Origin of the sequence: Deefgea salmonis (assembly GCF_020531905.1) — a bacterium.
Taxonomy (GTDB): domain Bacteria; phylum Pseudomonadota; class Gammaproteobacteria; order Burkholderiales; family Chitinibacteraceae; genus Deefgea; species Deefgea salmonis.
Genome location: NZ_JAJAWG010000001.1, coordinates 238,043 through 260,253 on the forward strand (window position 1 = coordinate 238,043; position 22,211 = coordinate 260,253).

A 22,211-nucleotide genomic window follows, 5' to 3' on the forward strand; every position below is an offset into this window, starting at 1 on the left:
TATGGCAATACCTATGAAAAACAATACGGAGGTGTCGATGAAGTCGGTTCAGGTTGGTGCAATTCAAATGATTTCCGGCCCCGTGGTGACGGACAATTTACAGCGTGCCAAACTGCTGATCGCCAAGGCCTCAGAGGCCGGCGCACAGCTGGTGCTGTTGCCCGAATATTTTGCGATGATGGGGCAAACCGATCAAGACAAATTGGCAATACAAGAAACCTTTGGCGCGGGGCCGATTCAAGATTTTCTGGCCAGTACCGCGCGTGAACACGGTATTTATCTCGTGGCCGGCACGATGGCATTGCGCTCAGAGCAGGCGGCAAAGGTTAAAAATAGCTGTCTGGTGTTTGATCCGCTCGGGCAGTGTATTGCACGCTACGACAAAATTCATTTGTTTGGTTTTGATAGTGGCATTGAGCAGTTTTGTGAAAGCAATACCATTAGCGCTGGCGATGCAGTGGTGGCGTTTGACACGCCATTTGGTCGCGTCGGTTTGGCAGTTTGTTATGATTTACGCTTTCCAGAGTTGTTTCGCCAAGTGTCCGACGTCGATATTTGGCTATTGCCAGCGGCGTTTACGGCAACCACCGGCCGCGCGCATTGGGAGGTGTTGCTGCGCGCGCGGGCGATTGAAAATCAATGCTTTGTGATTGCGGCCGATCAAGGTGGCGAACATCCAAATGGTCGAGTGACCTATGGGCATAGCATGATTATTGATCCTTGGGGGCAGGTGCTCAACTGCCTACCCAGTGGTGAAGGGCTGGTGCTGGGCGAATTAAAGGCCAGCCAAATGCAGCGGGTTCGCAGTAGCTTGCCGGCTTTGTCGCATCGAGTATTGTCATTGCCGGCAAGCGATTAACCGGCACTCGATGGGCATGTTTTTTCTTTGGTTTGAATTGCCGATCGGAAACAATGAAATTGTTCGTACTTTTTTTGGTCTTTGATGGACAATCGCGGCAACTCAATGTTGTAAAAATGTGCAGGGTTAATTTTGATTGCAAGGCCTTGCCGACTTGCTGCTCCATACAACTTAAACACCCTAATTAAAAGTGAAATCCAATGACCGTTTTTGCCTTAGCTGAACAGCAATTACTAACCCCATTTAATTTGGATGAGGCGGCGCTCAGCCAAGTTTTTAGCGACATCATGACGCACAATATTGATTACGCCGATTTGTACTTTCAGTACAGCCGCTCTGAAGCGTGGAGTTTGGATGAAGGGATTGTGAAGTCAGGCAGCTTTAGCATTGACCAAGGTGTGGGCGTGCGGGCGATTCAAGGCGAAAAAACGGCGTTTGCGTATTCTGACGACATCAGTTTGCCGGCACTGACGCAAGCGGCGTACGCCACTCGGGCTATTGGGCGGCAAGGAGGTGAGGGTATTGCTCGCCATGTCACAAAACATAAAGCGCGTCAGCTCTATACCCCAACAGATCCTATTGCTAGTTTGAACGAAGCGGCCAAAGTGGCGATGTTGGAAAAACTCGAGCAATTGGCGCGCAGTCTTGATCCGCGCGTGGTGCAGGTGATGGCGAGCTTGGCCAGTGAATACGAGTTGGTGTATGTCGCGCGTCACGATGGCCATCGTGCGGCGGATGTGCGCCCAATGGTGCGCTTGTCGATCAATGTCATTGTCGAAGCCAATGGCAAGCGTGAACAAGGTAGCGCTGGTGGTGGTGGTCGTTTTGATTACGGCTATTTTACCGATATGGTGTTGCTCGATTACGCCAAAAAAGCGGTGGATCAAGCGGTGCTCAATTTGGATGCTAGACCGGCTCCGGCGGGTGAAATGACGGTGGTGTTAGGCAATGGCTGGCCGGGTATTTTGCTGCACGAAGCGATTGGCCATGGTTTAGAGGGCGACTTTAATCGCAAAGGCAGCTCGGCCTTTGCGGGCAAAATCGGTCAGCGCGTTGCAGCGCCAGGCGTAACGGTGGTGGATGACGGCACGATTGGTGATCGCCGTGGTTCGCTCAATGTCGATGATGAAGGCAATCCAACCCAGCGCACGGTGTTAATTGAAGACGGTATTTTACAGGGCTATCTACAAGACAGTCTCAATGCGCGTTTGATGGGTCAGCCGGTGACCGGTAATGGCCGTCGTGAAAGCTACGCGCACATCACCATGCCCCGCATGACTAATACCTTGATGGAAAACGGCGATAAAGATCCGCAAGAAATTATTGCGTCGATTAAACGTGGTTTGTATGCGGTGAACTTCGGTGGTGGTCAGGTGGATATCACCAGCGGCAAATTTGTGTTTTCTGCGGCTGAAGCGTGGTGGGTGGAAGACGGCAAAATGCTGTATCCGGTGAAGGGCGCCACGCTGATTGGTAATGGCCCAGATGTACTGACTAAAGTATCGATGTTGGGTAACGATTTGTCGCTCGATCCCGGTGTGGGGACGTGTGGTAAAGATGGGCAAAGCGTCCCCGTCGGCGTGGGACAACCCACGATGCGAATTGATGGCGGCTTAACGGTGGGTGGTACGGGCTAAATGGCGTTAGTGGTTAGAAAAATCTTGGCCAGCGAGTACTCGCTGGCCGCTGCGGTGGTGCAAACGACTTTTGCGCATTTGGCCGTGCACTATCAGCCGCCTGCTGGGGTGGCGACGTTTGCCCGCTTGTCGACTGCTGATGAAATTGCCAGTCGTGATGCGCGGCACTCGGTGACGTATGTCGCTTTGATTCAAGAGGTGATTATCGGCGTATTGCAAGTTCGATCATTGCAGCATATTGCCATGCTGTTTGTGCTGCCAGAAATGCAAAGTCGCGGTGTTGGCCGCGCTTTACTGAAAGCGGCCGAGCAAGAGGCACCACTGCAAACAGTGAGTGCCAGCGTCAATAGTGTGATGGCGTATATGCGCTACGGCTTTATGCCCTGCGGCGCCGACCAAGTTAGCCCGTCTGGGATTCGTTTTGTACCGATGCAAAAAGGATGAAGTTTTGATCTACTCAGCCACTTTTATTTTTGATACCAAACAATTTGACGCTGAATTTCATCAGCTCGACCAGCAGATTGCTCAGGCGGCCAAAGAAACAGAAGGCTATTTGGGCGAGGAGGTTTGGCAAAGTGCGGAAGGTGGGCGGATTTGCAATGTGTATTACTGGGCTTCAGACGCAGGCCTGAAAGCGTTGATGCAGCACCCTTTGCATTTGGCGGCAAAGGCGAGGTATTCCGAATGGTTGTCAGGTTACCAAGTTATTATTTCGCAGGTGTTGAGAAGTTATGGTGATTCGACAATCAATCATCCTTGTGCCGTTGGTTCGGTTTAAAATACCCCCAACATCTCTTGGTAAGCTTCGTTCATTTCATGGCTTAAATCGGTGTATTGCGGGTCATTGAGCTCGGTCGGTATAAAGGGCTCGGGTAGGTCTTGTTTGTTGATTTCATCGAGCCCGCCGGCAAATAAATTGGCGACATAGATTACATCGGTCAGTCGTCTTAATTGGGTGGTCGGAGGGCGTGGTAAGTCGTTGTCTCTGACTGCGTCGATGATGTCTTCGGGTAGCGATAAGGTGTCAAGCAGTACGGTGCCGATGCTGTCGTGCCATTGTGCGACTAAATATTCGACAGTTTTGGGCCTTTCGAGTAGTTCTGGGTTTCTGCCTGCGCGATCGAGCATAAAAAAAGCGCCTAGGTCGTGGACTAAACCGGCTAAAAAAGCGAGATCTGGATTGAGGCGCGGCGCGAGTTGTTTGCACAGTACTCGTGCAATGACGGCGGTTTTTAGGCTGTGTTGCCACCACAGTTTTGATTGCGCTTCAAAAGGGGCTAGTTGCGCCGAGCGTGAAAGTTGATCCATTGCGCAGGCCAGTGCTGCGGAGCGTGCAACCCCCAAACCAAGCCGAGTGACTGCGTTTTCAATGTTTACAATGGTCCGTCCCGATGGATTGTAGCTCACAGAGTTGGCCAGCTTGAGTAGCTTGGTGGTGATGAGGGGGTCTTTTTCTACTTCGTGCGCAATTTTTTGGATCGAGGCGTTGGGGTCTTTCATCGCCGCGCCAATTTGGATTGAAGCGTCAAAGCAAACTGGAAAAATTGTATTGCCATCGAGTTCTTTGGCGATGTCCTCTAGCATTGCGAGGTATTGGTCTCTGAGCTCGGTGCTCGATTTGTTTTCAGTGGCTGTCATGGTCATGGCATGCTGAAACTATGTGGTTGTGGTGGTTGCTTAAGAATAGTAGGTATTTAACTGAATAAAGTCTTTGTTGCTAAAAAAATAAGCGCTTTCTCACGCGAATAATGGCTTATTTACAGTCTTTTTTATGTAAACACCGTAAAATCGCGGATTGTCGCTTTTTAAGGAGTGCGTATGTCGCAAAATAAAATAATTCATGGGTTTCATGCCGTCACTTCGCGCTTGCGGCGTTTTCCGGATTCGGTGCTTGAAGTTTACGTTAATAGTGAGCGCAGCGATCCACGGATGAAAGATTTGCTGAAGACCGTGAAATTGCAAGAAGTGAAGTTGGTTCAGGTTGATGGCGCGCGTTTGGATGGGATTGCCGGTCATGTGCGTCACCAAGGTGTTGCGGCACTGATTGATACTGAAAAAAGCTATTTGTCGATTGAAGATGTGTTGGATGATTTGGATGAGCCGCCATTTTTATTGATTTTAGATGGCATTACCGATCCGCATAATTTGGGTGCTTGTCTTCGTGTGGCCGATGCCATGGGCATACATGCGGTGATTGCCCCCAAAGACAAGTGCGTTGGTGTCACGGCGACGGTGTCTAAGGTGGCGTGTGGCGCAGCTGAAGTCGTGCCGTATGTGATGGTGACGAATTTGGCGCGAACGATTCGTGATTTAAAAGAGCGTGGGATTTGGATTGTCGGTACAGCAGCCGATGGCCAATGCGATTTGTTCCATTACGGCCAAACTGGCCCGATTGCTTGGGTGTTGGGCAATGAGGGCGAAGGCATGCGCCGCTTGACGCGTGAGTTGTGCGATAGCTTGGTCTCGATTCCAATGTATGGTTCGGTCGAAAGTTTGAATGTCTCGGTGGCCGCAGGGATTGTATTGTCTGAAAGCCGTCGTCAGCGCGTAATGGAAAAATAATCGTCGCGATTGGATTGTTGGCGGTTACCGCGAATGATTTTATGGGTATTGCAATGCAGGCTTGATTTAATAAGCACTACATTGCAATACCCATTTTATTTTTTGATTGGCGCGATGGTGTCTTCAGGTTGAAAAGGCAGCAGCATGATGAGTTTGGCCAGTTGATGTGCCGGTGAGAGACGGGTTTCGCTCCACGGCCCAAAGTATTGGCGTTGCTGTGGATGGTAGGGCGTAAACGTTTGCTCTGGATGGCGTTGCAAAAATGCAGTTGCGAGCTGTCGCATCTGTTGGCATTGCTGCGCTTGTGCTTGCGTTTGTTTGGCCAGATTGGCGATCAATTCGGCATGGGTGAGTTGTTGCTGCGTGAAGTGGCGCTGGGTGTTTTGCCAAAAGGGTAGAAAATCATGTGACTCGGTGCTTGAGCCAAGCAGTATTTGCCAGACTTGAGCGGCAAAGTAGGCTGCACCGACGTCGCCGATATGGAGCCAACCCTGTGCGGTTGGTGCGAGTGTATCGAGCAAAGGGGCGCTGCGCTGCAGGGCGCTGATTGAGCCTGCGGCCGCTAAAATAAAACCATGTTCTGGTGCTTGTGGTGTCGGTAGTGCCAGACATTCTATGCCGGTCGTTGCTGCTGACGGATCGGCGGTACTCGTGGTGATAATAGCCAGCGATGTAGGGTGGTGGTCGCTGCCGTGGTTCAGTTGGTAGCGAATGCCTGAATGACTCAGCCGATGAGCAATCAGGGCTTGCAGTGGTTGAGGCGCGACGATGGTGTAATTCATTGCGGCTCCATTGGGCTGCCGTAATTGGTTGGACAGCCCGTATTCACTTATTCGCCTTGGCAATTGCTCAGCAGTTTTTTCAAGCTATCGCCGTCGATAATTTCAATTAAGCGATTTTGAACTTTGATAAACCCTTGATCTTGGAATTTAGATAAGGTCCGGCTGACCGTTTCCAGTTTGAGTCCTAGATAGCTGCCGATTTCTTCGCGTGTCATCCGTAGATGAAAGCTGGTCGATGAGTAACCACGAATGGCAAAGCGTTGCGATAGATTGAGCAAAAATGCGGCCAGGCGCTCTTCTGCTTTCATATTGCCCAGTAACAACATCACGCCATGGTCGCGAACGATTTCTCGGCTCATTACTTTATATAAGTGGCGCTGTAAGAGTGGTACATCACCAGCTAATTCTTCAATTTCGCCAAAGGGGAGTTCACACACTTCACTGTCTTCGAGAGCAATCGCGTCGCAAGTATGAAAATCAGAACTAATGGCATCCATCCCCATTAATTCGCCCGACATATGAAAACCCGTGACTTGTTCGCGGCCGTCTTCAGAGATGACGCTGGCTTTAAAAAAGCCCACGCGGATGGCAAACAGTGATTTAAACGGTTCGCCAGCACGATAAAGGGCTTCGCCGCGTTTGATGGGTCGAGCTTGCGTGATAATGGCATCGAGCTCTTGCATTTCTTCGGGGTTCAGTCCGATTGGGAGGCAAAGTTCACGCAAGCTGCAGTTAGAGCATGATTGGCGAAGGTGGCGAGGAGTCAGTTCGCGGATTTGAATGTTTTGAATCATATAAGGCTCGATGTACGCTTGAATGATAATTTCAGCCGCTGTTGTAAAGCAAAAGCAGCTATCTATAAAGAGGGATGTTATATTTTATCTGATCTAGATCAATCTTTATTCTACAAGTCCATCTTATCCTGCGACTAAAGCAATGTTACTGGGAAAGTCATGATCTCGAAAAAAATAAACATTATTGCGCCAGCTATTGATTTCGATCGTGAGTTAATTGTGCGCTACGATGGCAAAGGTCCTCGATATACTTCTTATCCGACGGCGGACCGATTTGTGGCTGGACTGAGTCAAGAGGTGCATTCGACTTGCTTAAGTCAGCGCATGCCCGGTGCTTTGTCCATGCCTTTGTCATTGTACTTCCATTTGCCGTTCTGTAATACGATATGTTACTACTGCGGTTGCAATAAAATAATCACCAAAGACCAGTCTAAAGCGGATGAATATCTCGATTATCTCACGCAAGAGGTAAAGATGTATGGTGATTTATTGCCGAATCGGCCCAAGGTAAGTCAGTTGCATTTAGGTGGCGGCACGCCGACGTTTTTGTCTCATGCGCAGTTGCAGCGCTTAATGGATGTGGTTAGTACCCATTTTACTTTGCTAGAAAACGGTGAGTATTCAATCGAGATTGACCCGCGCAAAGTTGGTGAAGCGACGATTCAACACTTGGCCAATCTGGGCTTTAATCGAATGAGTGTCGGCATCCAAGATTTCAATCCCGAGGTGCAGGTTGCGGTCAATCGCGTTCAGTCTGAGGCCGAAACGCGCACGGTGATTGAAGCGGCGAGACAGTATGGCTTTCGCTCGGTGAGTGTGGATTTGATTTATGGTTTGCCTAAACAAACGGCGGCATCGCTGGCCGAAACAATTGATCGGGTATTGCTGCTCAAGCCTGATCGTATTGCGCTTTATAATTACGCGCATTTGCCTGAACGATTTATGCCGCAGCGCCGCATCAATGCCGATGAGTTGCCGTCGGCAGAAGTAAAACTCGATATTTTGCAAAATTCCATCGAGCAATTAACGCAGGCTGGGTATGTTCTAATTGGTATGGATCACTTTGCGCTGCCGAATGACGATCTGGCTGTTGCGCAGCGTCGTGGCCGCTTGCAGCGTAATTTCCAAGGTTATTCAACGCATGCCGATTGTGATTTGCTGGCGTTTGGCGTGTCTTCGATTGGTAAAGTCGGTGCAAGCTATTACCAGAATGTAAAAACATTAGAAGCATATTACGCCAAGTTGTCAGTAAATGAATTTCCGATTGAGCGTGGCCTAACCATGAATCGGGATGATGCACTGCGCCGCGCGGTGATTCAGGCTTTGATGTGTCAGTTTGAGCTGTTCTTTCAGACGTTTGAAGCCAGTTATATGATTGATTTTGTCGACTACTTTGCCGAAGAGCTTGAATTACTGAAGCCTTTAATCGCTGATGGCTTGTTGGTGTTGGAGGCAGACTCTATCGTGGTGACGCCGAAAGGGCGGATGTTGATTCGTTCGATTGCGATGGTGTTTGATGCGTATTTACGGACAAAAGCGACTAAAGCAAGGTATTCTCAGCTGATTTAATCGTGTGTGACGCGGTATGCTTGAATTAGATTGGCTGGCTTTGTTTTTAGCAGGTTTACTCGGTGGCGGTCATTGTGCGGGGATGTGCGGTGGCATTGTCGCCGCGTTTAGTGCCAATTTACCCAAAGGCCCAAGGTGGATGTACGACTTGGGCTTTAATTTTGGCCGTTTAGCAGGGTATGTCGCTGTAGGTGCCATATTGGGTGGCGTTGCGAGCTTTACTGCCCTTGGTCAGCTGCAATTATTAAAATCGATATTGTTTATATTGGCCAATATATTGCTCATTGTTTTGGGTTTATATATTGCAGGTTGGTCATTGTGGCTCACTCGGGTTGAGAAAATAGGCCGGCCGCTTTGGCGGGTGATTCAACCGATTTTACGGCGTTTTTTACCCATTCGTTCAGTCTGGCACACCCCCTTAATTGGCTTTTTATGGGGCTGGATTCCTTGTGGTTTAGTTTATACCGCCAGCTTGGCCGCACTATCAACGGCATCGGCACTCAAGGGCGGGGCGGTGATGTTGGCATTTGGCTTGGGGACACTGCCCAATTTGTTGTTGATGGGCTTGTTTGCTGCGCGCTTTTTGCGAATATTAAATTATCCCGGTGTTCGCCCCAGCTTTGGTATGGTGATTATGGGCTTTGGGGTGTATCGACTATTGAGTTTGATTTGAGTTTTGGGTTTAAAAAAGAGCGCCGCAGTGAGTGCGGCGCTTTTTTTTTATTTTTTGATGGGCTTGGGGGTAAGTATGGTCGGTTTGGCTTGCAGGCTCATGTTCGGGTAGTCGCGACTGTAATGAAGGCCGCGACTTTCTTTTCGGGCCATTGCGCAGCGAACGATGAGTTCGGCGGTAATGACCAGATTGCGTAACTCAATTAAGTCGTTTGAAACGCGAAAATTGCGATAAAACTCGTGAATTTCGCTCTTGAGTAGTTCAATCCGGTGAAGCGCGCGCTCAAGTCGTTTGGTGGTGCGTACGATGCCAACGTAATCCCACATAAAGCGCCGCAGTTCGTCCCAATTGTGCGAAATGACCACTTCTTCGTCAGGGTCGGTGACCCGACTTTCATCCCATTCGGCCACGTGGGGTAGTGTGCGTGGTGTTTGTTTTAAAATATGCGCCGCCGCCGATTTGCCCAGCACCATGCACTCGAGTAGTGAGTTGGATGCCAATCGATTGGCGCCATGTAGCCCAGTGCAGGCGACCTCGCCGACGCCATAAAGACCGGCTACGTCAGTCTGGCCATCAAGGTTGGTGACCAAACCGCCGCACGTGTAGTGCGCGGCGGGGACGACGGGGATGGGTGCTTTGGTGATGTCGATGCCCAGCTCAAGGCAGCGTAGATAGATATTCGGGAAGTGCTCTTTAACAAATGCGGCGGGCTTATAGGAAATGTCTAAATAAACGCAGTCAAAACCGCCTTTTTTCATTTCAAAGTCAATGGCGCGCGCCACGATGTCTCGAGGTGCTAGTTCCGCACGTTCATCATGATTGGGCATAAATCGCGTGCCATCCGGTAGGCGCAAGATGCCGCCTTCTCCGCGCACGGCTTCGGTGATCAAAAATGATTTGGCGTGGGGGTGGTACAAGCAGGTTGGGTGAAATTGAATGAATTCCATGTTGGCTACGCGGCAACCAGCGCGCCAGCCCATGGCGATGCCGTCACCCGTGGCGACATCGGGGTTGGTGGTGTACAGATAAACTTTGCCAGCGCCGCCCGTGGCAAGGACGGTGTGCTGCGCGAGGATGGTTTCCACTTGGTCGGCGATTTTGTTGTAAACGTAAGCGCCAATGCAGCGATTTTCTGCTGATTTGTCCGTGATTAAATCGACGGCGATATGTTCTTCAAGGACGGTAATATTGGGGTGTGCAGCTACTTTGATGGCCAAGGTATCAATCACTGCTGCACCTGTCGCGTCGGCGGCATGAATGATTCGGCGGTGACTATGTCCGCCTTCTCTGGTGAGGTGAAAGCCATGGTAGCTGATTTGGCCTTCGTCATCTTTGGTGAAGGGAACGCCCATTTCGATGAGCCAGTCGATGGCTTCTTTGGAGTTTTCGATGATGAATCGAGTGGCGTCAAGATCGCACAAGCCGGCACCTGCCACTTGGGTGTCGTTGATGTGTAGCTCGCTACTATCAGAGCCATCGAGCACGGCAGCGATGCCACCTTGTGCCCAGCCGCTGCCGCCATCGCGCAAAGCACGTTTGGTGATGAGTCCCACTTTTAGTTGGTCGGCGAGTTGAAGTGCGATGGTCATCCCGCCCAGCCCGCTACCCAGAATCAATACATCAAATGTGCGCATGGTGATTTAATTTAGAAAAATGGATGGGCAAATATTAACAGAGCAAACGATCTCTGGTGTGGCTTACAGTCATCCTGCTTGTAATTTTCAAACCGAACCCAATATTAGAAAATTGACCTGTAATAAATGCAATTAACTGTGGGAGTTTTTACCCTTGCTTAAAATCAGTGAGCGCGATTTAGATCATGAATTGGTCTTGCGGGCGCAAAATGGCGACCAGCGTGCTTTTGAACTGTTGGTTGTCAAGTATCAGCGACGCATTGTGCGACTCTTGTCGAGAATGATTCGTGATCAAAATGAAATTGAAGACGTGACCCAAGAGGCTTTTATTAAAGCCTATCGTGCCTTGCCGTCTTTTCGCGGCGAAAGTGCGTTTTATACTTGGCTGTATCGCATTGCGATTAATACCGCAAAAAATTACCTATCGACCTTGGGTCGCCGGCCGATTTTGTCGGCTGAATATGAAGATGAGGACGGCGATACGGTTGATGCGGCTGCATTAGTACCAGACTTTCATACGCCAGAGACTGAACTATCCAATAAGCAGATTGTCTCTACAGTCAATGAGGCGGTCGATGCTTTGCCTGATGAATTGCGCGAGGCGATTACTTTGCGCGAGATGGATGGGATGAGTTATGACGAAATCGCTTTGGCGATGGATTGTCCGATAGGGACTGTGCGTTCGCGTATTTTTCGAGCGCGTGAAGCAATTGCCAATCGCTTGCGTCCTTTGCTGGGCGATGTGGGTAAAGATAAGCGCTGGTAGCCATATCGGGCGTGGCGTACAGCGGCGGTTAGAGACAGGGGTTAGTGGTATGAGTGAAAAAATTTCAGCCTTAATGGATTGCGAAGTTGCACCGCAAGATGTGGTGGCCGTCGTTGATGCATTGCTCGCTTCGGCGGAGCAGCAAGCGCAGTGGCATCGTTGGCATTTGGCACGAGATGCGATTGGGCAGCCGCATTTGGCCGTGTCGCCTGATTTTATGCAAAAATTTTCCGCCAAGTTGGCGCAAGAGCCGGTAGTGATTGCACCTCGGCGCTTGCGTGTGCCTCAATCTCGTTGGTTGCCGTTGGCTGCAGTTGCTTCTGTGGTTTTTGTCGGCTTGGTGGCCTGGCAGTATGCATTACCCACGGTGTTGCCTGCGGATCTATTGGCACAACAAAAAACCATTGAATTAAAGTCTGCTGAGATTAGTCCTTATTTGGCGGCGCATCGGGATGGCTTTTCAAATCCTTTGGCCTCTGAGCAATTTGCGCAGGCCCATTTTGAAGTTGGAGAGCAGCATTGATGGTGGCGAAAGTGTATTGCCGAGTAATGGTTTTATTGGGGTGTTTGTGTGCCTTTAGCGCGCAAGCTATGCCTTTGGATAAGGGCGAGGCGCAGCGTGTGTTGGCGCGCTCAGCATCGGCGGCTGAGGCAGTGGTTTACGCGGGAAATTATATTTATCAATCCGGTGAGAATATTGCTAATTATAAAATCAGCCATATTGTCGAAAATGGTGTGGCAGCAGAACACCGTGAATTATTAGATGGTGAGCCGCGTGAGTATTTGCGAATCGGGGACAAAGTTAGCATGTATCCGGCTCAGGACTATGCGGTGCAATTGGATCGTCGCTATACCTCTAAATTATTTCCAAATCACTTGCCGGATGATGTGGGTGAGTTGCTCCATTCTTATGGCGTATCGAAAGTGGGGCGTGAGCGCGTGGTTGGCCGAGAAGCGACGATTTATCAGCTTGATCCATTGGATGCTTATCGCTATCCACAACGTTTTTGGGTCGACGATGAAAGTGGTTTGATTTTAAAATGGCTGATGATGGGGATGCGCCAAGAAATGGTGCAGTCGTTTAGTTTTACCCAAATTCAGGTGGGCGGAAAAATTGAACGTAAATTGCTAAAGCCGATTCATCCTTTGCGTAGCGTTCAAGTGAATGACGGTGCCGTGCTCGATGTTGCGGAGGATAAAAAATGGCGGATCAAGCCCATTGTGCCTGGCTTTAAGCTGGTTAAAAAGAGCACTCGAAGCTTGCCGCATAAGTCGCGAGAAGTTGTTCATTATTTGTATAGCGATGGTGCGGTGACTTTGTCGGTGTTTGTTGAGCCGATGAATGCCAATATTCCGCTGGGTTTGGCGCATCAAGGTGCGATTCATTTGTATGCGCGCCAAGTCGATCAGTATTTATTGAGTTGCTTGGGTGAGGTGCCTGCCGCAACGGTGGAGCGTTTTGCCAAAGCGTATACGTTACGTTGATTTGAGAATAAGGTTGAAATCTCCGCATGATCATCACTGAAGCACAAGTTGAGCGCTGTGAAGGTGGGCAGGCATGGGTCAAAATTCGCCCCCGCAGTCCTTGTGGCAACTGTGATCCAAAATATGGCTGCAAATCGGTAGCAATTACGCGTTTGTTTGGTCAGGGGCAAGAGAGTTACCCTGTGCAAAATCAATTGGGCGCAAAGGCCAGTGACTGGGTGAGGGTGGCGGTGGATGATGGTGTGCTGCTGCAAAGTGCGCTTTGGGGCTATGGTTTGCCATTAATGCTGTTGCTATTGAGCGCCGCATTGGCTGTGGTGATCGCGCCGGCGGCTTGGTCAGAGCTCGCCTCTTTGTTGGGAGCTGTACTGGGTTTTATCCTGGCTTTTGGCGTGTTGCGTTGGCGCAATGCCAAAATGCATGCATTTCAACCGCGAGTGATCGAGATTCTGTCTGCCACATCGGGCTCGACGATGTGTGCGGGACGTCAGTGACCGTCGTTTTTCATTGTTTATTGTTTATTATTTGAATTTGGCGCAGTGGCGCGCGTAAGGGTTTATGAAATTAAAATTATATGGCCGCGCTTATTGCGGTCTGTGTACGCAGATGCAGGCGCAATTGTTGGCGCAAGCTGCGGGACGATTTGAATTGGAATGGGTCGATATCGATGATGTGGATGAATTGGAGGAAAAATACGGTGAGTGGGTGCCAGTATTGCTCGATTCGGAGGGCGTTGAAATCTGCCATTACCACCTTGATCAACAGGCTTTGGATGCCAGCCTGGCAAAAATCAGTTAAAATAAGCGGTTATCGCTAGTATGGGCACGCGCAGCGTGCCTTTTTCTATTCGCAAATTGTGTAACAGCTTAGTGGCTGCGGGACTCATGGATCACATTCGTAATTTCTCTATTATCGCGCACATCGATCACGGTAAAAGTACCTTGGCCGATCGTTTTATTCAATTTTGTGGTGGCTTGGAAATGCGTGAGATGAGCGCCCAAGTGCTTGATTCCATGGATATTGAAAAAGAGCGTGGCATTACCATTAAAGCGCAAACTGCCTCTTTGAATTACAAGGCACGTGACGGCAAAATATACAATCTCAATTTGATTGATACCCCGGGTCACGTTGACTTTAGCTATGAAGTGAGTCGCTCTTTGGCCGCCTGTGAAGGTGCTCTGCTCGTGGTCGACGCTTCTCAAGGCGTTGAGGCACAAACCGTAGCGAACTGCTATACCGCGCTTGAACTCGGTGTGGAAGTACGTACGGTGCTCAATAAAATTGACTTGCCTGCCGCCGATCCAGATCGAGTAGCGCAAGAAGTCGAAGATATTATTGGCATTGAGGCGGTGAACGCAGTTCATGCTTCGGCCAAGTCAGGTATTGGTATCGAAGACATTCTGGAAGAGGTCGTCAACAAGATACCCTGCCCGAAAGGCGATCCTGATGGTCCATTAAAAGCGCTGATTATTGACTCATGGTTTGATAATTATGTTGGCGTGATCATGCTGGTTCGCGTGATTGATGGCGAAATTCGTCCGAAAGACAAAATTTTATTTATGTCGACTAAAGCGCAGCACTTGTGTGAACAAGTTGGCGTATTTACACCTAAATCAGTGCAGCGTAATGCACTTCGCGCCGGTGAAGTTGGTTTTATCATCGCTGGGATTAAAGAAATTGCCAGTGCCAAAGTGGGTGACACCATCACCACCGTTAAAAATCCAGCGACGGTCGCTTTGCCCGGGTTTAAGGATGTCAAATCACAAGTTTTTGCCGGACTTTATCCAGTAGAAAGCCATGATTATGAAAAACTGCGCGATAGCTTAGAAAAACTGCAGCTCAATGATGCCTCTTTGCATTATGAACCCGAGGTTTCACAAGCTTTGGGCTTTGGTTTTCGTTGTGGTTTCTTGGGTCTCTTGCATTTAGAAATTGTGCAAGAACGCTTAGAGCGTGAATTTGATATGGATTTGATTACGACTGCGCCGAGCGTGGTCTTTGAGTTGGTACTCAAAGGCGGCGAAGTGGTACAAATCGAAAATCCATCCAAACTGCCTGATCCATCAAAATTTGATGAAGTGCGTGAGCCGATTATTACCGCAACGATTTTAGTGCCACAAGATTACGTGGGTCCGGTAATGACTTTGTGTAATCAAAAGCGCGGCATGCAAATCAATATGCAGTATATGGGCCGGCAAGTGATGTTGACCTATGAAATGCCAATGGCCGAAGTGGTGATGGATTTCTTTGATAAATTGAAATCGGTCAGTCGTGGCTATGCCTCGCTGGATTATGATTTTAAAGAATTCCGCGTTGGAGATTTAGTGAAGTTGGATGTGCTGGTCAATAGCGAGCGCGTCGATGCACTCAGTTTGATTGTTCACCGCAGCACGAGCCAATATCGCGGTCGTGAATTGGTTTCCAAAATGCGCGAACTGATTCCACGACAAATGTTTGATATCGCAATTCAAGCCGCAATTGGTAGTCATATTATTGCCCGTGAAACGGTTAAAGCGGTACGAAAAGACGTATTGGCAAAATGCTATGGTGGCGATGTGTCACGAAAACGCAAATTGCTAGATAAACAAAAAGCCGGTAAAAAACGCATGAAGCAAGTGGGGAACGTTGAAATTCCGCAAGAAGCGTTCTTAGCGATTTTACAAGTTAGCGACAAATAAACCATCCACTTCGTGTAAAAGGAACAGTCAATGAATTGGCTCGTAATTGGTATTCTTTCTTTAGTGTTAGGCCCTGTGTTGATTTTGGCAGGGGCCAAGCACGAACGAAAAAATAATGAACCACCTCAGCTGGTGCAATACGGCTATTTATTGGCTGTTGTTGGCTTGTTCATTTTGCTAGTGCAATTTTTTAGTATTAGTGCCGCTATGTTGATTTTTGTTGTGCTGACCGGAGTGGTCTGGGCAATGGATAAATTGGTTTGGGGCAAAACCCGTGGCGATCAACAAGTTGCAGATTGGGTGGAATATGCGCGTGGATTTTTCCCAGTTATTTTGGCAGTGTTTGTATTGCGCTCATTTATTGTTGAACCGTTTCAAATTCCATCGTCTTCAATGCGTCCGGGTTTGGTTGTTGGAGATTTTATTTTAGTGAATAAATTTGCTTACGGACTGCGACTGCCTATTTTGAATAAAGTGGTCGTGCCTGTCGGTGAACCTCAACACGGGGATGTGATGGTTTTTGACTATCCAAATAATCCAAAAATTCAATACATTAAGCGTGTTATTGGTTTGCCGGGCGATGTTGTTGAGTATCAAGGAAAGAAATTAACGGTTAATGGGCAAGTCGTAAAAACGACGGCTGATGGTGAGCATCAATACGTTGAAAATGGCGTTTATTTAGTCAATAACCAACAATTTATTGAGCAACAAGGCGGCAAGCAATATAAAACATTAAATATGGCTGAGGTGCCAGCGCTCAATTTACGTGAAGTGGGTGACTTCCCATTTAGAGAAAATTGTAGCTATGATGAGTCAGGATTTAAGTGCACCGTGCCTGAGGGGCAATACTTTACAATGGGCGATAATCGAGATCACAGCGCCGACAGTCGTTACTGGGGTTTTGTTCCGAGTGATCACATTGTAGGTAAAGCTTTTTTTGTTTGGATGAATTTTAAACATTTTGATCGTATTGGTACTGCTATTAAATAGGGGTGTGGCAATGAAAAAGCAATCAGGGCTGTCTTTTTTTGGTTTTATTATTGTCGCGATGGCGGTAGCCATGGCATTGATTGTTGGCTTTAAAGTGGTGCCAACGTATACCCAATTTTTCTCGATACAAAATACGGTCCAAAAATTAGCAAAAAATAGTGCCGGACAAAGTCCAGATGCGATTCGTGAGTCTTTTGATAAAGATGCCGCAATCGGTTATATCTCTGATGTGACCGGTAAAGATTTGTCGATTACCCAAGTGGGTGGTGTAACGACAATCGCAGCTAATTATGAAAAGGTTGTACCCTTAGTCGCTAATGTGAGTCTTTTGTTTGATTTTCAAATTGAGCAGTCTTCCGGCACGAGTGTTCAATAATTTGAGGGATATTTAATTTGTCAGTCGTCTTACCCGCCGAGCGTTTACAAAAAACGCTCGGTTATGTTTTTTCTGAACCTAAACTACTTAAGCAAGCATTGACGCATCGTAGTTTCTCATCGAAACACAATGAGCGGCTTGAGTTTGTTGGTGATGGTATTTTGAACTCTATTGTGGCTCGCAGCCTGTATTTTGCATTCCCACAATTGAGTGAGGGCGATTTGTCGCGATTACGTGCGCATTTTGTTCGGCAAGAATCGCTGGCGGTCATTGCCAGTGAGTTGCAATTGGGTGATTACCTTTCTCTTGGTGAAGGTGAACTCAAAAGTGGCGGGCATCGTCGGCCAAGTATTCTAGCCGATGCCCTTGAGGCGATCTTGGGCGCGATTTGGCTCGATGGCGGATTTCAGGCGGTAGAAGCCGTGTTGAATCAGTTGTTTGCTGCGCGTATTGCTGCAGTCAATCCTGAAGAAGCAATGAAAGATCCAAAAACTTCATTGCAAGAGTGGTTGCAAGCTCGCAAAGTGGAATTGCCTAGCTATGTGATTGAGCGGCAACAGGGTGATTCGCCTGACCAGATTTTTGAAGTCAGTTGCACCATTGCTGAATTAAAAGTCAGCGCAAAAGCAGAGGGGACGAGCCGGCGAGCCGCAGAGCAGCTTGCTGCTGGCGAAGTACTTCATCAATTGCGTGAGCAATTTCCAGGCAAAAAGGTTGTACGAAAATGAATATTTTAAAGCATGAAGAGAGTACCGCAGTGGATGGTTTTCGTTGTGGTTTTGTTGCCATTGTGGGGCAGCCTAACGTCGGCAAGTCGACGCTAATGAACCATTTGATTGGTCAGAAATTAAGTATTACTTCACGTAAAGCACAAACGACACGCCACCGAATCACGGGAATTTTAACCTCTGAAACCGCGCAGTTTGTCTTTGTAGATACGCCTGGATTTCAAAAACGGTTTAGAAATGCGCTCAATCAAGCGATGAATCGCAGTGTGACGACGACGCTCGCTGATGTTGATGCGATTTTGTTTGTAGTTGAAGCTGGGCGATTTGGACCGGCAGATCAAGCTGTGCTTGAGTTATTGCCGAAAGATCGCCCAGTCATTTTGGTGATTAATAAAGTCGATATGTTGCCGAATAAGTCGGCGTTATTCCCGTTTATTGAAGAGGTCGCTCAGAGCTTTAATTTTGCCGCGATTGTGCCGGTTTCAGCGCAAAAAGGCTTGAAATTAGATGTCTTAGTATCGGCGATCGAACCACTGTTGCCAGAATCTGTGCCGATGTTTGGTGAAGATCAGATTACTGACCGAAACGAGCGATTTTTAGCTTCGGAAATTATTCGTGAGAAAATTTTCCGTATGATGGGCGAAGAGTTACCTTATGTGATGGCGGTAGAAATCGAAAAATTCGAAGAAGAAACGCTGGCTGATGGCCGTGAACTGCGTCGAATTTATGCGGCAATTTTGGTGGATAGAGAAAATCAAAAACCAATTTTAATTGGTAAAAATGGCGCTAAATTAAAGAAAATCGCCACCGATGCCCGTATTGATATGGAAAAATTGTTTGATGCCAAAGTGCATTTGGAAGTTTGGGTTAAAGTAAAAAGTGGTTGGGCTGATGACACTCGCTTGGTACGTCAATTTGGCTACGAATAAAGCATGACGCGATCGTCAAGCAAGCTGCGGGTTAATTTGCAGCCTGCTGTTGTGCTTCACCAGTATGCGTACCGTGAAACGAGCCGCTTACTGGATGTGTTTACTCGCGATCATGGTCGTTTAACGCTCTATGCACGTGGCGTACAACGACCGGGGTCGCAAATTCGCAGTGTTTTGCTTGGTTTTCAACCGCTGTTATTGTCGTGGTTTGGTGGCGGGGAGTTAAAAACACTGCATGCCGCGCAATGGCAGCCGGGTTTGCCCCAGTTGAGTGGCTTGCCACTATTGTGCGGTTTTTATATGAACGAGCTATTGCAGCGTTTATGTCCTAAAGAAGAGGCCAATCCCGCCTTATTTACCGCCTATTTTTCTGCGATTCAAGCTTTAGCTCAACTCGGTAGCGATCGCCTTACTGTTGAACCCATTTTACGTTTGTTTGAACGGCAATTACTTGATAATTTGGGATATGGTATTGATTGGCAGCATATCGCTCGATCGGATCAACCACTCAATTTGCGTGAGTGTTATGAGTTTCATTATGGCGTTGGTTTAGTGCCAAGCCAAAGTGACATAGCTTGTCCCGCTTCGCTTGTTTTGGCATTCGCTGCGGGGGATTTTTCTGACCCGCACGTTTTACCATGGGCAAAAATGTGGATGCGTCAATCGATTGCTGCAGTACTGGGTGATTCCGTATTGCACACACGACAATTGCTGATTGATTTGCAGAAGTTATAATGGGGTATGCTTTACTAGCGCATACTATTGCTATGTTGCTGACTTATACCTTAATAACAGGATTAATTTGCACATGTCTCATTCTATTTTACTCGGCGTTAATATTGACCATGTTGCAACGGTACGCAATGCACGTGGTACGCTTTATCCACAGCCTGTTTTGGCTGCACAGCTGGCCGAACAGGCGGGTGCTGATTTAATTACCTTACATTTACGTGAAGACCGCCGCCACATTCGTGATGAAGACGTGCGTCTAGTTCGTGCGGTATTGCAAACACGCATGAATTTAGAAATGGCATTAACAGAAGAAATGTTGGCGCATGCTTTAGATATTCAGCCACAAGACGTTTGCTTGGTGCCTGAGCATCGAGCTGAGGTGACCACCGAAGGTGGTCTGGATTTGATAGCCAATCCAGTGCATTGCGGCCGATACATTCAGTCTTTACAAGATGCAGGGATTCGCACTTCAATTTTTATTGATCCGGATCACGCGCAAATTAAACTGGCGCATGAGTTGGGTGCCCCTGTGGTAGAAATTCATACCGGCCGTTATGCCGATGCTAGAAATAGAGTTGAGCAGCAGCGTGAGTTAGTGCGTGTTAAAGAAGCTGCTGCTTATGCCGCTTCTTTAGGCTTGGTGGTCAATGCTGGACACGGTCTGCATTATCACAATGTCCAAGCTATTGCTGCTATTGCCGAAATTGAAGAGCTTAATATTGGCCATGCTTTAATTTCACATTCAATTTTTGTGGGTTTAAAGACTGCAATTGTTGAAATGAAGGCGTTAATGCAAGCTGCACGTTGCGGCCAATCGTGAGCTTGAAAATGCCTAGCTGAATTTTTAGGTGACCTGTTTTACCTTTGTTATTCATCCTCGAGGGGATAGCCATGATTAGTATTTCACACGAAGCTAAATATACGCATGCAGTGGTATTTGAACAATTTACGCTGCAAGACTATAAAGAGTTCGAAGATAATGTCTTGTATGACATTCGTTTTCATGGAGCAGCTCGACTTTTACTCGATTTGAGATTAATGGATGGCTACACCATCGATATGGCACTTGAAGAAATTCGGTTTTCAAAGAAAAACCGACAAAACTTCGATCGAGTGGCCGTGGTGAGTGATGATCAGTGGGTGGTGTGGTCCGTGTGGTTGAATCAAGCTATTTCTGAGTCTGAAATAAAAGTATTTGCAGATATTGCGAGTGCACAGCAGTGGCTTGAATATATTAATATTGCCGCTTAAATGTCGTATTTAATCTGTACGACAAAACTGCAGTTTGGATATAAATATGCTTGATCGAATTAGCTCTCTTTTTTCGCGTGACAAATCACCGTTAGCTAACCAAAAAATGGCGCAGCAATGGTGTAAGCAAATCTTGCAATTAGATCCTGCGTCTCGTTGCAATAAAGTGCATGAATTGGTCACAGATTTTATTGCGGCTGCGGATAAGGTGTCGCTTGAGCGTTTGCAAGCTTTGATGTTGATCGATGAGCAAGTCCAAGAAGCATTTGATGCGGTGTGTTATCAGTACGTTTCTAATCCGCGCATGTCTAAAGAGATGGAGCAGCAGCTGTGGAAGTCGGTGGTGAGTTTTGCGACGGATATGGTGGATTCATATCAGCGATTTGTTCAGGCTGATGGCAGTGAAAGTCAACAGCAGTCATTTGATTTGTTGATGCCGATTGTTCTGGCGCGCAGTTTGCGTTATCTCGCGATTCAAGCGAAATGGCATTATTTCCGCTTTGAAAAAGTACCGCCTAAATTGTGGCTGCAAGCCCATCAGATGTATCGCTTATCTGAAATTGGCGGCTTTGATTGTAATTCATTCTCTCTATATCCAACTAGCAAGGATGAGGTTTCATCCTGCGCTGATGAATATATTCAAATGCTCATGCTCAATACCTTGTCGAATAATAACTTATCGGTTCGCCAAATCGATATGATTGACGCTTGGCTTGAACGATGGTCTAAATTCATTCAAATCGGGCGAAAATATCAAGATACGCAACATCATTTTTGCGTTAATCTACAAGAGGCGCAAGGCCCACAAAAAATAAATAACGATTTATTGGGTGAGCCTTATCGCTATTGGGGATTGAATGATTTAATTGGACATATTCAAGAAACGCTCGGCAAGCTTATGACGGGCTCTAGTTACGCTTCTTTGGGTTTAAATTCCGATTCGCGTGGCGCTACGGTGAGTGATTTACTCAAGCATCTGGATGTATTTTGGACCATGTGCATGCGTAATAGTCAGGTAAAACGCAGTGCCAGACAAAAAGTAACCAAATCGGCCGACGTGATTTATGGTTTGGATCGTATTTGTCGATATGTAAAATTAGATAATGATAAATTTAATCGTCAGGGGGCTGAGTCTAAAGGAACGGTAGATTATGATGAAATCATGGATATGCGTTTGTATGGATTTGTTTCGTCAAGAACGAAAGAAAAATTAGCTGCAAATCCGTATAGCTTTACGAGTAATGCCAAACAAGAAATAGATTGGCATAGTTGGGCAATTGATAATGAAAGTGCTGATGGCTTTGGCGCTACTTTGCGTTTTTCTGAAAATGAATGGATACGGCCTAGCTTATTATTGGCTTCACGAGAAAGTAACGAAGCCAATTGGCGAATCGGTATTTTGCGGCGCATTGCCCGATTGAGCGATGATGAAGTTTCGGTCGGCGTGCAAATTATTAGTGTAACACCGGTGATGGTCGGCATGAAGTCAGAGCAAAAAGACCGAGTTGAAACCATTACCGTTGCCGATTTAAATTTTACTGCAGGACTTGAATTACCCAATGTTCGTACTGCACTGTATGTGTCTCATCAAGTGAATGGCAGTAGTGTTAATACTTTGATTATGAATTTGGCCGATTATGGTTTAGATAAAGTGTATCAAGTGAATGCACGCGATAAAAAGTTCTCGGTAAGCCTCGGTGCAGTTTTGGAAAAAGGAGTGGATTGGGCTTGGGTTACGGTGAATGTATTGCGACAAGCATAAATAA

25 protein-coding genes are annotated in these 22,211 nt (G+C 47.5%); 21 read left to right on the top strand and 4 right to left on the bottom strand.

The genetic code is table 11. From position 1 onward, the window contains the following. The first annotated feature begins 13 nt into the window (after window positions 1–13). The 4 genes from LG219_RS00990 to LG219_RS01005 all read left to right on the top strand — a co-directional run bounded on the left by LG219_RS00990 (window position 14) and on the right by LG219_RS01005 (window position 3,274). Complete coding sequence (locus LG219_RS00990; protein ID WP_226762688.1) at window positions 14–859, top strand: carbon-nitrogen hydrolase family protein; 846 nt, start codon at window positions 14–16, stop codon at window positions 857–859. Window positions 860–1,059: 200 nt separating this feature from the next. Beyond that, complete coding sequence (gene tldD, locus LG219_RS00995; protein ID WP_226762689.1) at window positions 1,060–2,496, top strand: metalloprotease TldD; 1,437 nt, start codon at window positions 1,060–1,062, stop codon at window positions 2,494–2,496. Next, window positions 2,497–2,940: a GNAT family N-acetyltransferase gene (locus LG219_RS01000; RefSeq protein WP_226762690.1), complete on the top strand. Its 444-nt coding sequence runs from the start codon at window positions 2,497–2,499 to the stop codon at window positions 2,938–2,940. It abuts the gene before it with no gap. Between the two features lie 4 nt (window positions 2,941–2,944). Beyond that, window positions 2,945–3,274, top strand: a complete 330-nt coding sequence (locus LG219_RS01005) for an antibiotic biosynthesis monooxygenase family protein (RefSeq protein ID WP_226762691.1) — start codon at window positions 2,945–2,947, stop codon at window positions 3,272–3,274. Here LG219_RS01005 and LG219_RS01010 read toward each other — a convergent pair. After that, complete coding sequence (locus tag LG219_RS01010) at window positions 3,271–4,134, bottom strand: HDOD domain-containing protein (protein WP_226762692.1); 864 nt, start codon at window positions 4,132–4,134, stop codon at window positions 3,271–3,273. The two genes, LG219_RS01005 and LG219_RS01010, sit on opposite strands and share 4 nt — an antisense overlap. A 180-nt stretch (window positions 4,135–4,314) precedes the next feature. Between LG219_RS01010 and rlmB the strand changes: the two genes are divergently transcribed. Continuing rightward, window positions 4,315–5,058 (top strand): 23S rRNA (guanosine(2251)-2'-O)-methyltransferase RlmB, encoded by a 744-nt coding sequence (gene rlmB / locus LG219_RS01015; protein WP_226762693.1) that lies wholly within the window; start codon window positions 4,315–4,317, stop codon window positions 5,056–5,058. A 95-nt stretch (window positions 5,059–5,153) separates the two neighbouring features. On the opposite strand, the gene LG219_RS01020 is transcribed toward rlmB, so the two are convergent. Further along, entirely contained in the window at window positions 5,154–5,840 is a 687-nt protein-coding gene (locus tag LG219_RS01020) for a hypothetical protein (protein ID WP_226762694.1), read from the bottom strand. Between the two features lie 47 nt (window positions 5,841–5,887). Next, entirely contained in the window at window positions 5,888–6,634 is a 747-nt protein-coding gene (fnr, locus tag LG219_RS01025) for a fumarate/nitrate reduction transcriptional regulator Fnr (protein WP_173534312.1), read from the bottom strand. 159 nt (window positions 6,635–6,793) lie between these two features. Between fnr and hemN the strand changes: the two genes are divergently transcribed. Both hemN and LG219_RS01035 read left to right on the top strand, forming a co-directional pair. Then, window positions 6,794–8,203 carry an oxygen-independent coproporphyrinogen III oxidase gene (hemN, locus tag LG219_RS01030; protein WP_226762695.1) on the top strand — a complete coding sequence of 470 codons (1,410 nt, stop codon included), beginning with the start codon at window positions 6,794–6,796 and terminating at the stop codon, window positions 8,201–8,203. Window positions 8,204–8,219: 16 nt separating this feature from the next. Then, window positions 8,220–8,876: a sulfite exporter TauE/SafE family protein gene (locus LG219_RS01035; RefSeq protein ID WP_226762696.1), complete on the top strand. Its 657-nt coding sequence runs from the start codon at window positions 8,220–8,222 to the stop codon at window positions 8,874–8,876. 47 nt (window positions 8,877–8,923) lie between these two features. Here the strand turns inward: LG219_RS01035 and nadB are convergent, their stop codons facing one another. Beyond that, window positions 8,924–10,510: an L-aspartate oxidase gene (nadB, locus tag LG219_RS01040; RefSeq protein ID WP_226762697.1), complete on the bottom strand. Its 1,587-nt coding sequence runs from the start codon at window positions 10,508–10,510 to the stop codon at window positions 8,924–8,926. 163 nt (window positions 10,511–10,673) lie between these two features. Here nadB and rpoE point away from each other — a divergent pair, with 163 nt between their 5' ends. The 14 genes from rpoE (at window position 10,674) to LG219_RS01110 (ending at window position 22,207) form a co-directional block, all read left to right on the top strand. Then, the gene (rpoE, locus tag LG219_RS01045; RefSeq protein WP_226763190.1) at window positions 10,674–11,276 is read left to right on the top strand and encodes an RNA polymerase sigma factor RpoE; all 603 of its coding nucleotides are present in this window, start codon (window positions 10,674–10,676) and stop codon (window positions 11,274–11,276) included. Between the two features lie 49 nt (window positions 11,277–11,325). Next, entirely contained in the window at window positions 11,326–11,799 is a 474-nt protein-coding gene (locus LG219_RS01050; protein ID WP_226762698.1) for a sigma-E factor negative regulatory protein, read from the top strand. Next, the gene (locus tag LG219_RS01055) at window positions 11,799–12,761 is read left to right on the top strand and encodes a MucB/RseB C-terminal domain-containing protein (RefSeq protein ID WP_226763191.1); all 963 of its coding nucleotides are present in this window, start codon (window positions 11,799–11,801) and stop codon (window positions 12,759–12,761) included. The genes LG219_RS01050 and LG219_RS01055 overlap by 1 nt, the downstream gene beginning before the upstream one ends. A gap of 26 nt (window positions 12,762–12,787) precedes the next feature. Then, entirely contained in the window at window positions 12,788–13,255 is a 468-nt protein-coding gene (locus tag LG219_RS01060; RefSeq protein WP_226762699.1) for a SoxR reducing system RseC family protein, read from the top strand. A 64-nt stretch (window positions 13,256–13,319) separates the two neighbouring features. Beyond that, entirely contained in the window at window positions 13,320–13,559 is a 240-nt protein-coding gene (locus LG219_RS01065; RefSeq protein WP_226762700.1) for a glutaredoxin family protein, read from the top strand. A gap of 86 nt (window positions 13,560–13,645) precedes the next feature. After that, the gene (gene lepA / locus LG219_RS01070) at window positions 13,646–15,439 is read left to right on the top strand and encodes a translation elongation factor 4 (RefSeq protein WP_226762701.1); all 1,794 of its coding nucleotides are present in this window, start codon (window positions 13,646–13,648) and stop codon (window positions 15,437–15,439) included. Window positions 15,440–15,469: 30 nt separating this feature from the next. Beyond that, complete coding sequence (gene lepB / locus LG219_RS01075) at window positions 15,470–16,429, top strand: signal peptidase I (RefSeq protein ID WP_226762702.1); 960 nt, start codon at window positions 15,470–15,472, stop codon at window positions 16,427–16,429. 10 nt (window positions 16,430–16,439) lie between these two features. Continuing rightward, entirely contained in the window at window positions 16,440–16,805 is a 366-nt protein-coding gene (locus LG219_RS01080; protein WP_226762703.1) for a DUF4845 domain-containing protein, read from the top strand. Window positions 16,806–16,822: 17 nt separating this feature from the next. After that, window positions 16,823–17,533 carry a ribonuclease III gene (gene rnc / locus LG219_RS01085; RefSeq protein ID WP_226762704.1) on the top strand — a complete coding sequence of 237 codons (711 nt, stop codon included), beginning with the start codon at window positions 16,823–16,825 and terminating at the stop codon, window positions 17,531–17,533. Next, window positions 17,530–18,462 (top strand): GTPase Era, encoded by a 933-nt coding sequence (gene era, locus LG219_RS01090; protein ID WP_226762705.1) that lies wholly within the window; start codon window positions 17,530–17,532, stop codon window positions 18,460–18,462. Before rnc ends, era begins: the two co-directional genes overlap by 4 nt. Window positions 18,463–18,465: 3 nt before the next feature. Then, complete coding sequence (gene recO, locus LG219_RS01095) at window positions 18,466–19,197, top strand: DNA repair protein RecO (RefSeq protein ID WP_226762706.1); 732 nt, start codon at window positions 18,466–18,468, stop codon at window positions 19,195–19,197. Between the two features lie 73 nt (window positions 19,198–19,270). Further along, window positions 19,271–20,014 carry a pyridoxine 5'-phosphate synthase gene (gene pdxJ, locus LG219_RS01100; RefSeq protein WP_226762707.1) on the top strand — a complete coding sequence of 248 codons (744 nt, stop codon included), beginning with the start codon at window positions 19,271–19,273 and terminating at the stop codon, window positions 20,012–20,014. A gap of 71 nt (window positions 20,015–20,085) precedes the next feature. Beyond that, complete coding sequence (locus LG219_RS01105) at window positions 20,086–20,445, top strand: SpoIIAA family protein (protein WP_226762708.1); 360 nt, start codon at window positions 20,086–20,088, stop codon at window positions 20,443–20,445. 46 nt (window positions 20,446–20,491) lie between these two features. Further along, on the top strand, window positions 20,492–22,207 hold the full coding sequence (locus LG219_RS01110; protein ID WP_226762709.1) for a cyclic-di-GMP receptor FimW-related protein: 1,716 nt from the start codon (window positions 20,492–20,494) through the stop codon (window positions 22,205–22,207). The last annotated feature ends 4 nt before the right edge of the window (window positions 22,208–22,211 follow it).

Excerpts from the sequence above, each read along its gene's own strand:
- fnr (WP_173534312.1), bottom strand. The coding sequence starts at position 6,634 with ATGATTCAAAACATTCAAATCCGCGAACTGACTCCTCGCCACCTTCGC.
- LG219_RS01035 (WP_226762696.1), top strand. The coding sequence starts at position 8,220 with ATGCTTGAATTAGATTGGCTGGCTTTGTTTTTAGCAGGTTTACTCGGT.
- LG219_RS00990 (WP_226762688.1), top strand. The coding sequence starts at position 14 with ATGAAAAACAATACGGAGGTGTCGATGAAGTCGGTTCAGGTTGGTGCA.
- LG219_RS01110 (WP_226762709.1), top strand. The coding sequence starts at position 20,492 with ATGCTTGATCGAATTAGCTCTCTTTTTTCGCGTGACAAATCACCGTTA.
- era (WP_226762705.1), top strand. The coding sequence starts at position 17,530 with ATGAATATTTTAAAGCATGAAGAGAGTACCGCAGTGGATGGTTTTCGT.
- pdxJ (WP_226762707.1), top strand. The coding sequence starts at position 19,271 with ATGTCTCATTCTATTTTACTCGGCGTTAATATTGACCATGTTGCAACG.
- LG219_RS01080 (WP_226762703.1), top strand. The coding sequence starts at position 16,440 with ATGAAAAAGCAATCAGGGCTGTCTTTTTTTGGTTTTATTATTGTCGCG.
- LG219_RS01105 (WP_226762708.1), top strand. The coding sequence starts at position 20,086 with ATGATTAGTATTTCACACGAAGCTAAATATACGCATGCAGTGGTATTT.
- LG219_RS01055 (WP_226763191.1), top strand. The coding sequence starts at position 11,799 with ATGGTGGCGAAAGTGTATTGCCGAGTAATGGTTTTATTGGGGTGTTTG.
- nadB (WP_226762697.1), bottom strand. The coding sequence starts at position 10,510 with ATGCGCACATTTGATGTATTGATTCTGGGTAGCGGGCTGGGCGGGATG.
- LG219_RS01050 (WP_226762698.1), top strand. The coding sequence starts at position 11,326 with ATGAGTGAAAAAATTTCAGCCTTAATGGATTGCGAAGTTGCACCGCAA.
- LG219_RS01010 (WP_226762692.1), bottom strand. The coding sequence starts at position 4,134 with ATGACAGCCACTGAAAACAAATCGAGCACCGAGCTCAGAGACCAATAC.
- lepA (WP_226762701.1), top strand. The coding sequence starts at position 13,646 with ATGGATCACATTCGTAATTTCTCTATTATCGCGCACATCGATCACGGT.
- LG219_RS01000 (WP_226762690.1), top strand. The coding sequence starts at position 2,497 with ATGGCGTTAGTGGTTAGAAAAATCTTGGCCAGCGAGTACTCGCTGGCC.
- LG219_RS01020 (WP_226762694.1), bottom strand. The coding sequence starts at position 5,840 with ATGAATTACACCATCGTCGCGCCTCAACCACTGCAAGCCCTGATTGCT.
- tldD (WP_226762689.1), top strand. The coding sequence starts at position 1,060 with ATGACCGTTTTTGCCTTAGCTGAACAGCAATTACTAACCCCATTTAAT.
- hemN (WP_226762695.1), top strand. The coding sequence starts at position 6,794 with ATGATCTCGAAAAAAATAAACATTATTGCGCCAGCTATTGATTTCGAT.
- LG219_RS01060 (WP_226762699.1), top strand. The coding sequence starts at position 12,788 with ATGATCATCACTGAAGCACAAGTTGAGCGCTGTGAAGGTGGGCAGGCA.
- LG219_RS01065 (WP_226762700.1), top strand. The coding sequence starts at position 13,320 with ATGAAATTAAAATTATATGGCCGCGCTTATTGCGGTCTGTGTACGCAG.
- recO (WP_226762706.1), top strand. The coding sequence starts at position 18,466 with ATGACGCGATCGTCAAGCAAGCTGCGGGTTAATTTGCAGCCTGCTGTT.
- lepB (WP_226762702.1), top strand. The coding sequence starts at position 15,470 with ATGAATTGGCTCGTAATTGGTATTCTTTCTTTAGTGTTAGGCCCTGTG.
- rlmB (WP_226762693.1), top strand. The coding sequence starts at position 4,315 with ATGTCGCAAAATAAAATAATTCATGGGTTTCATGCCGTCACTTCGCGC.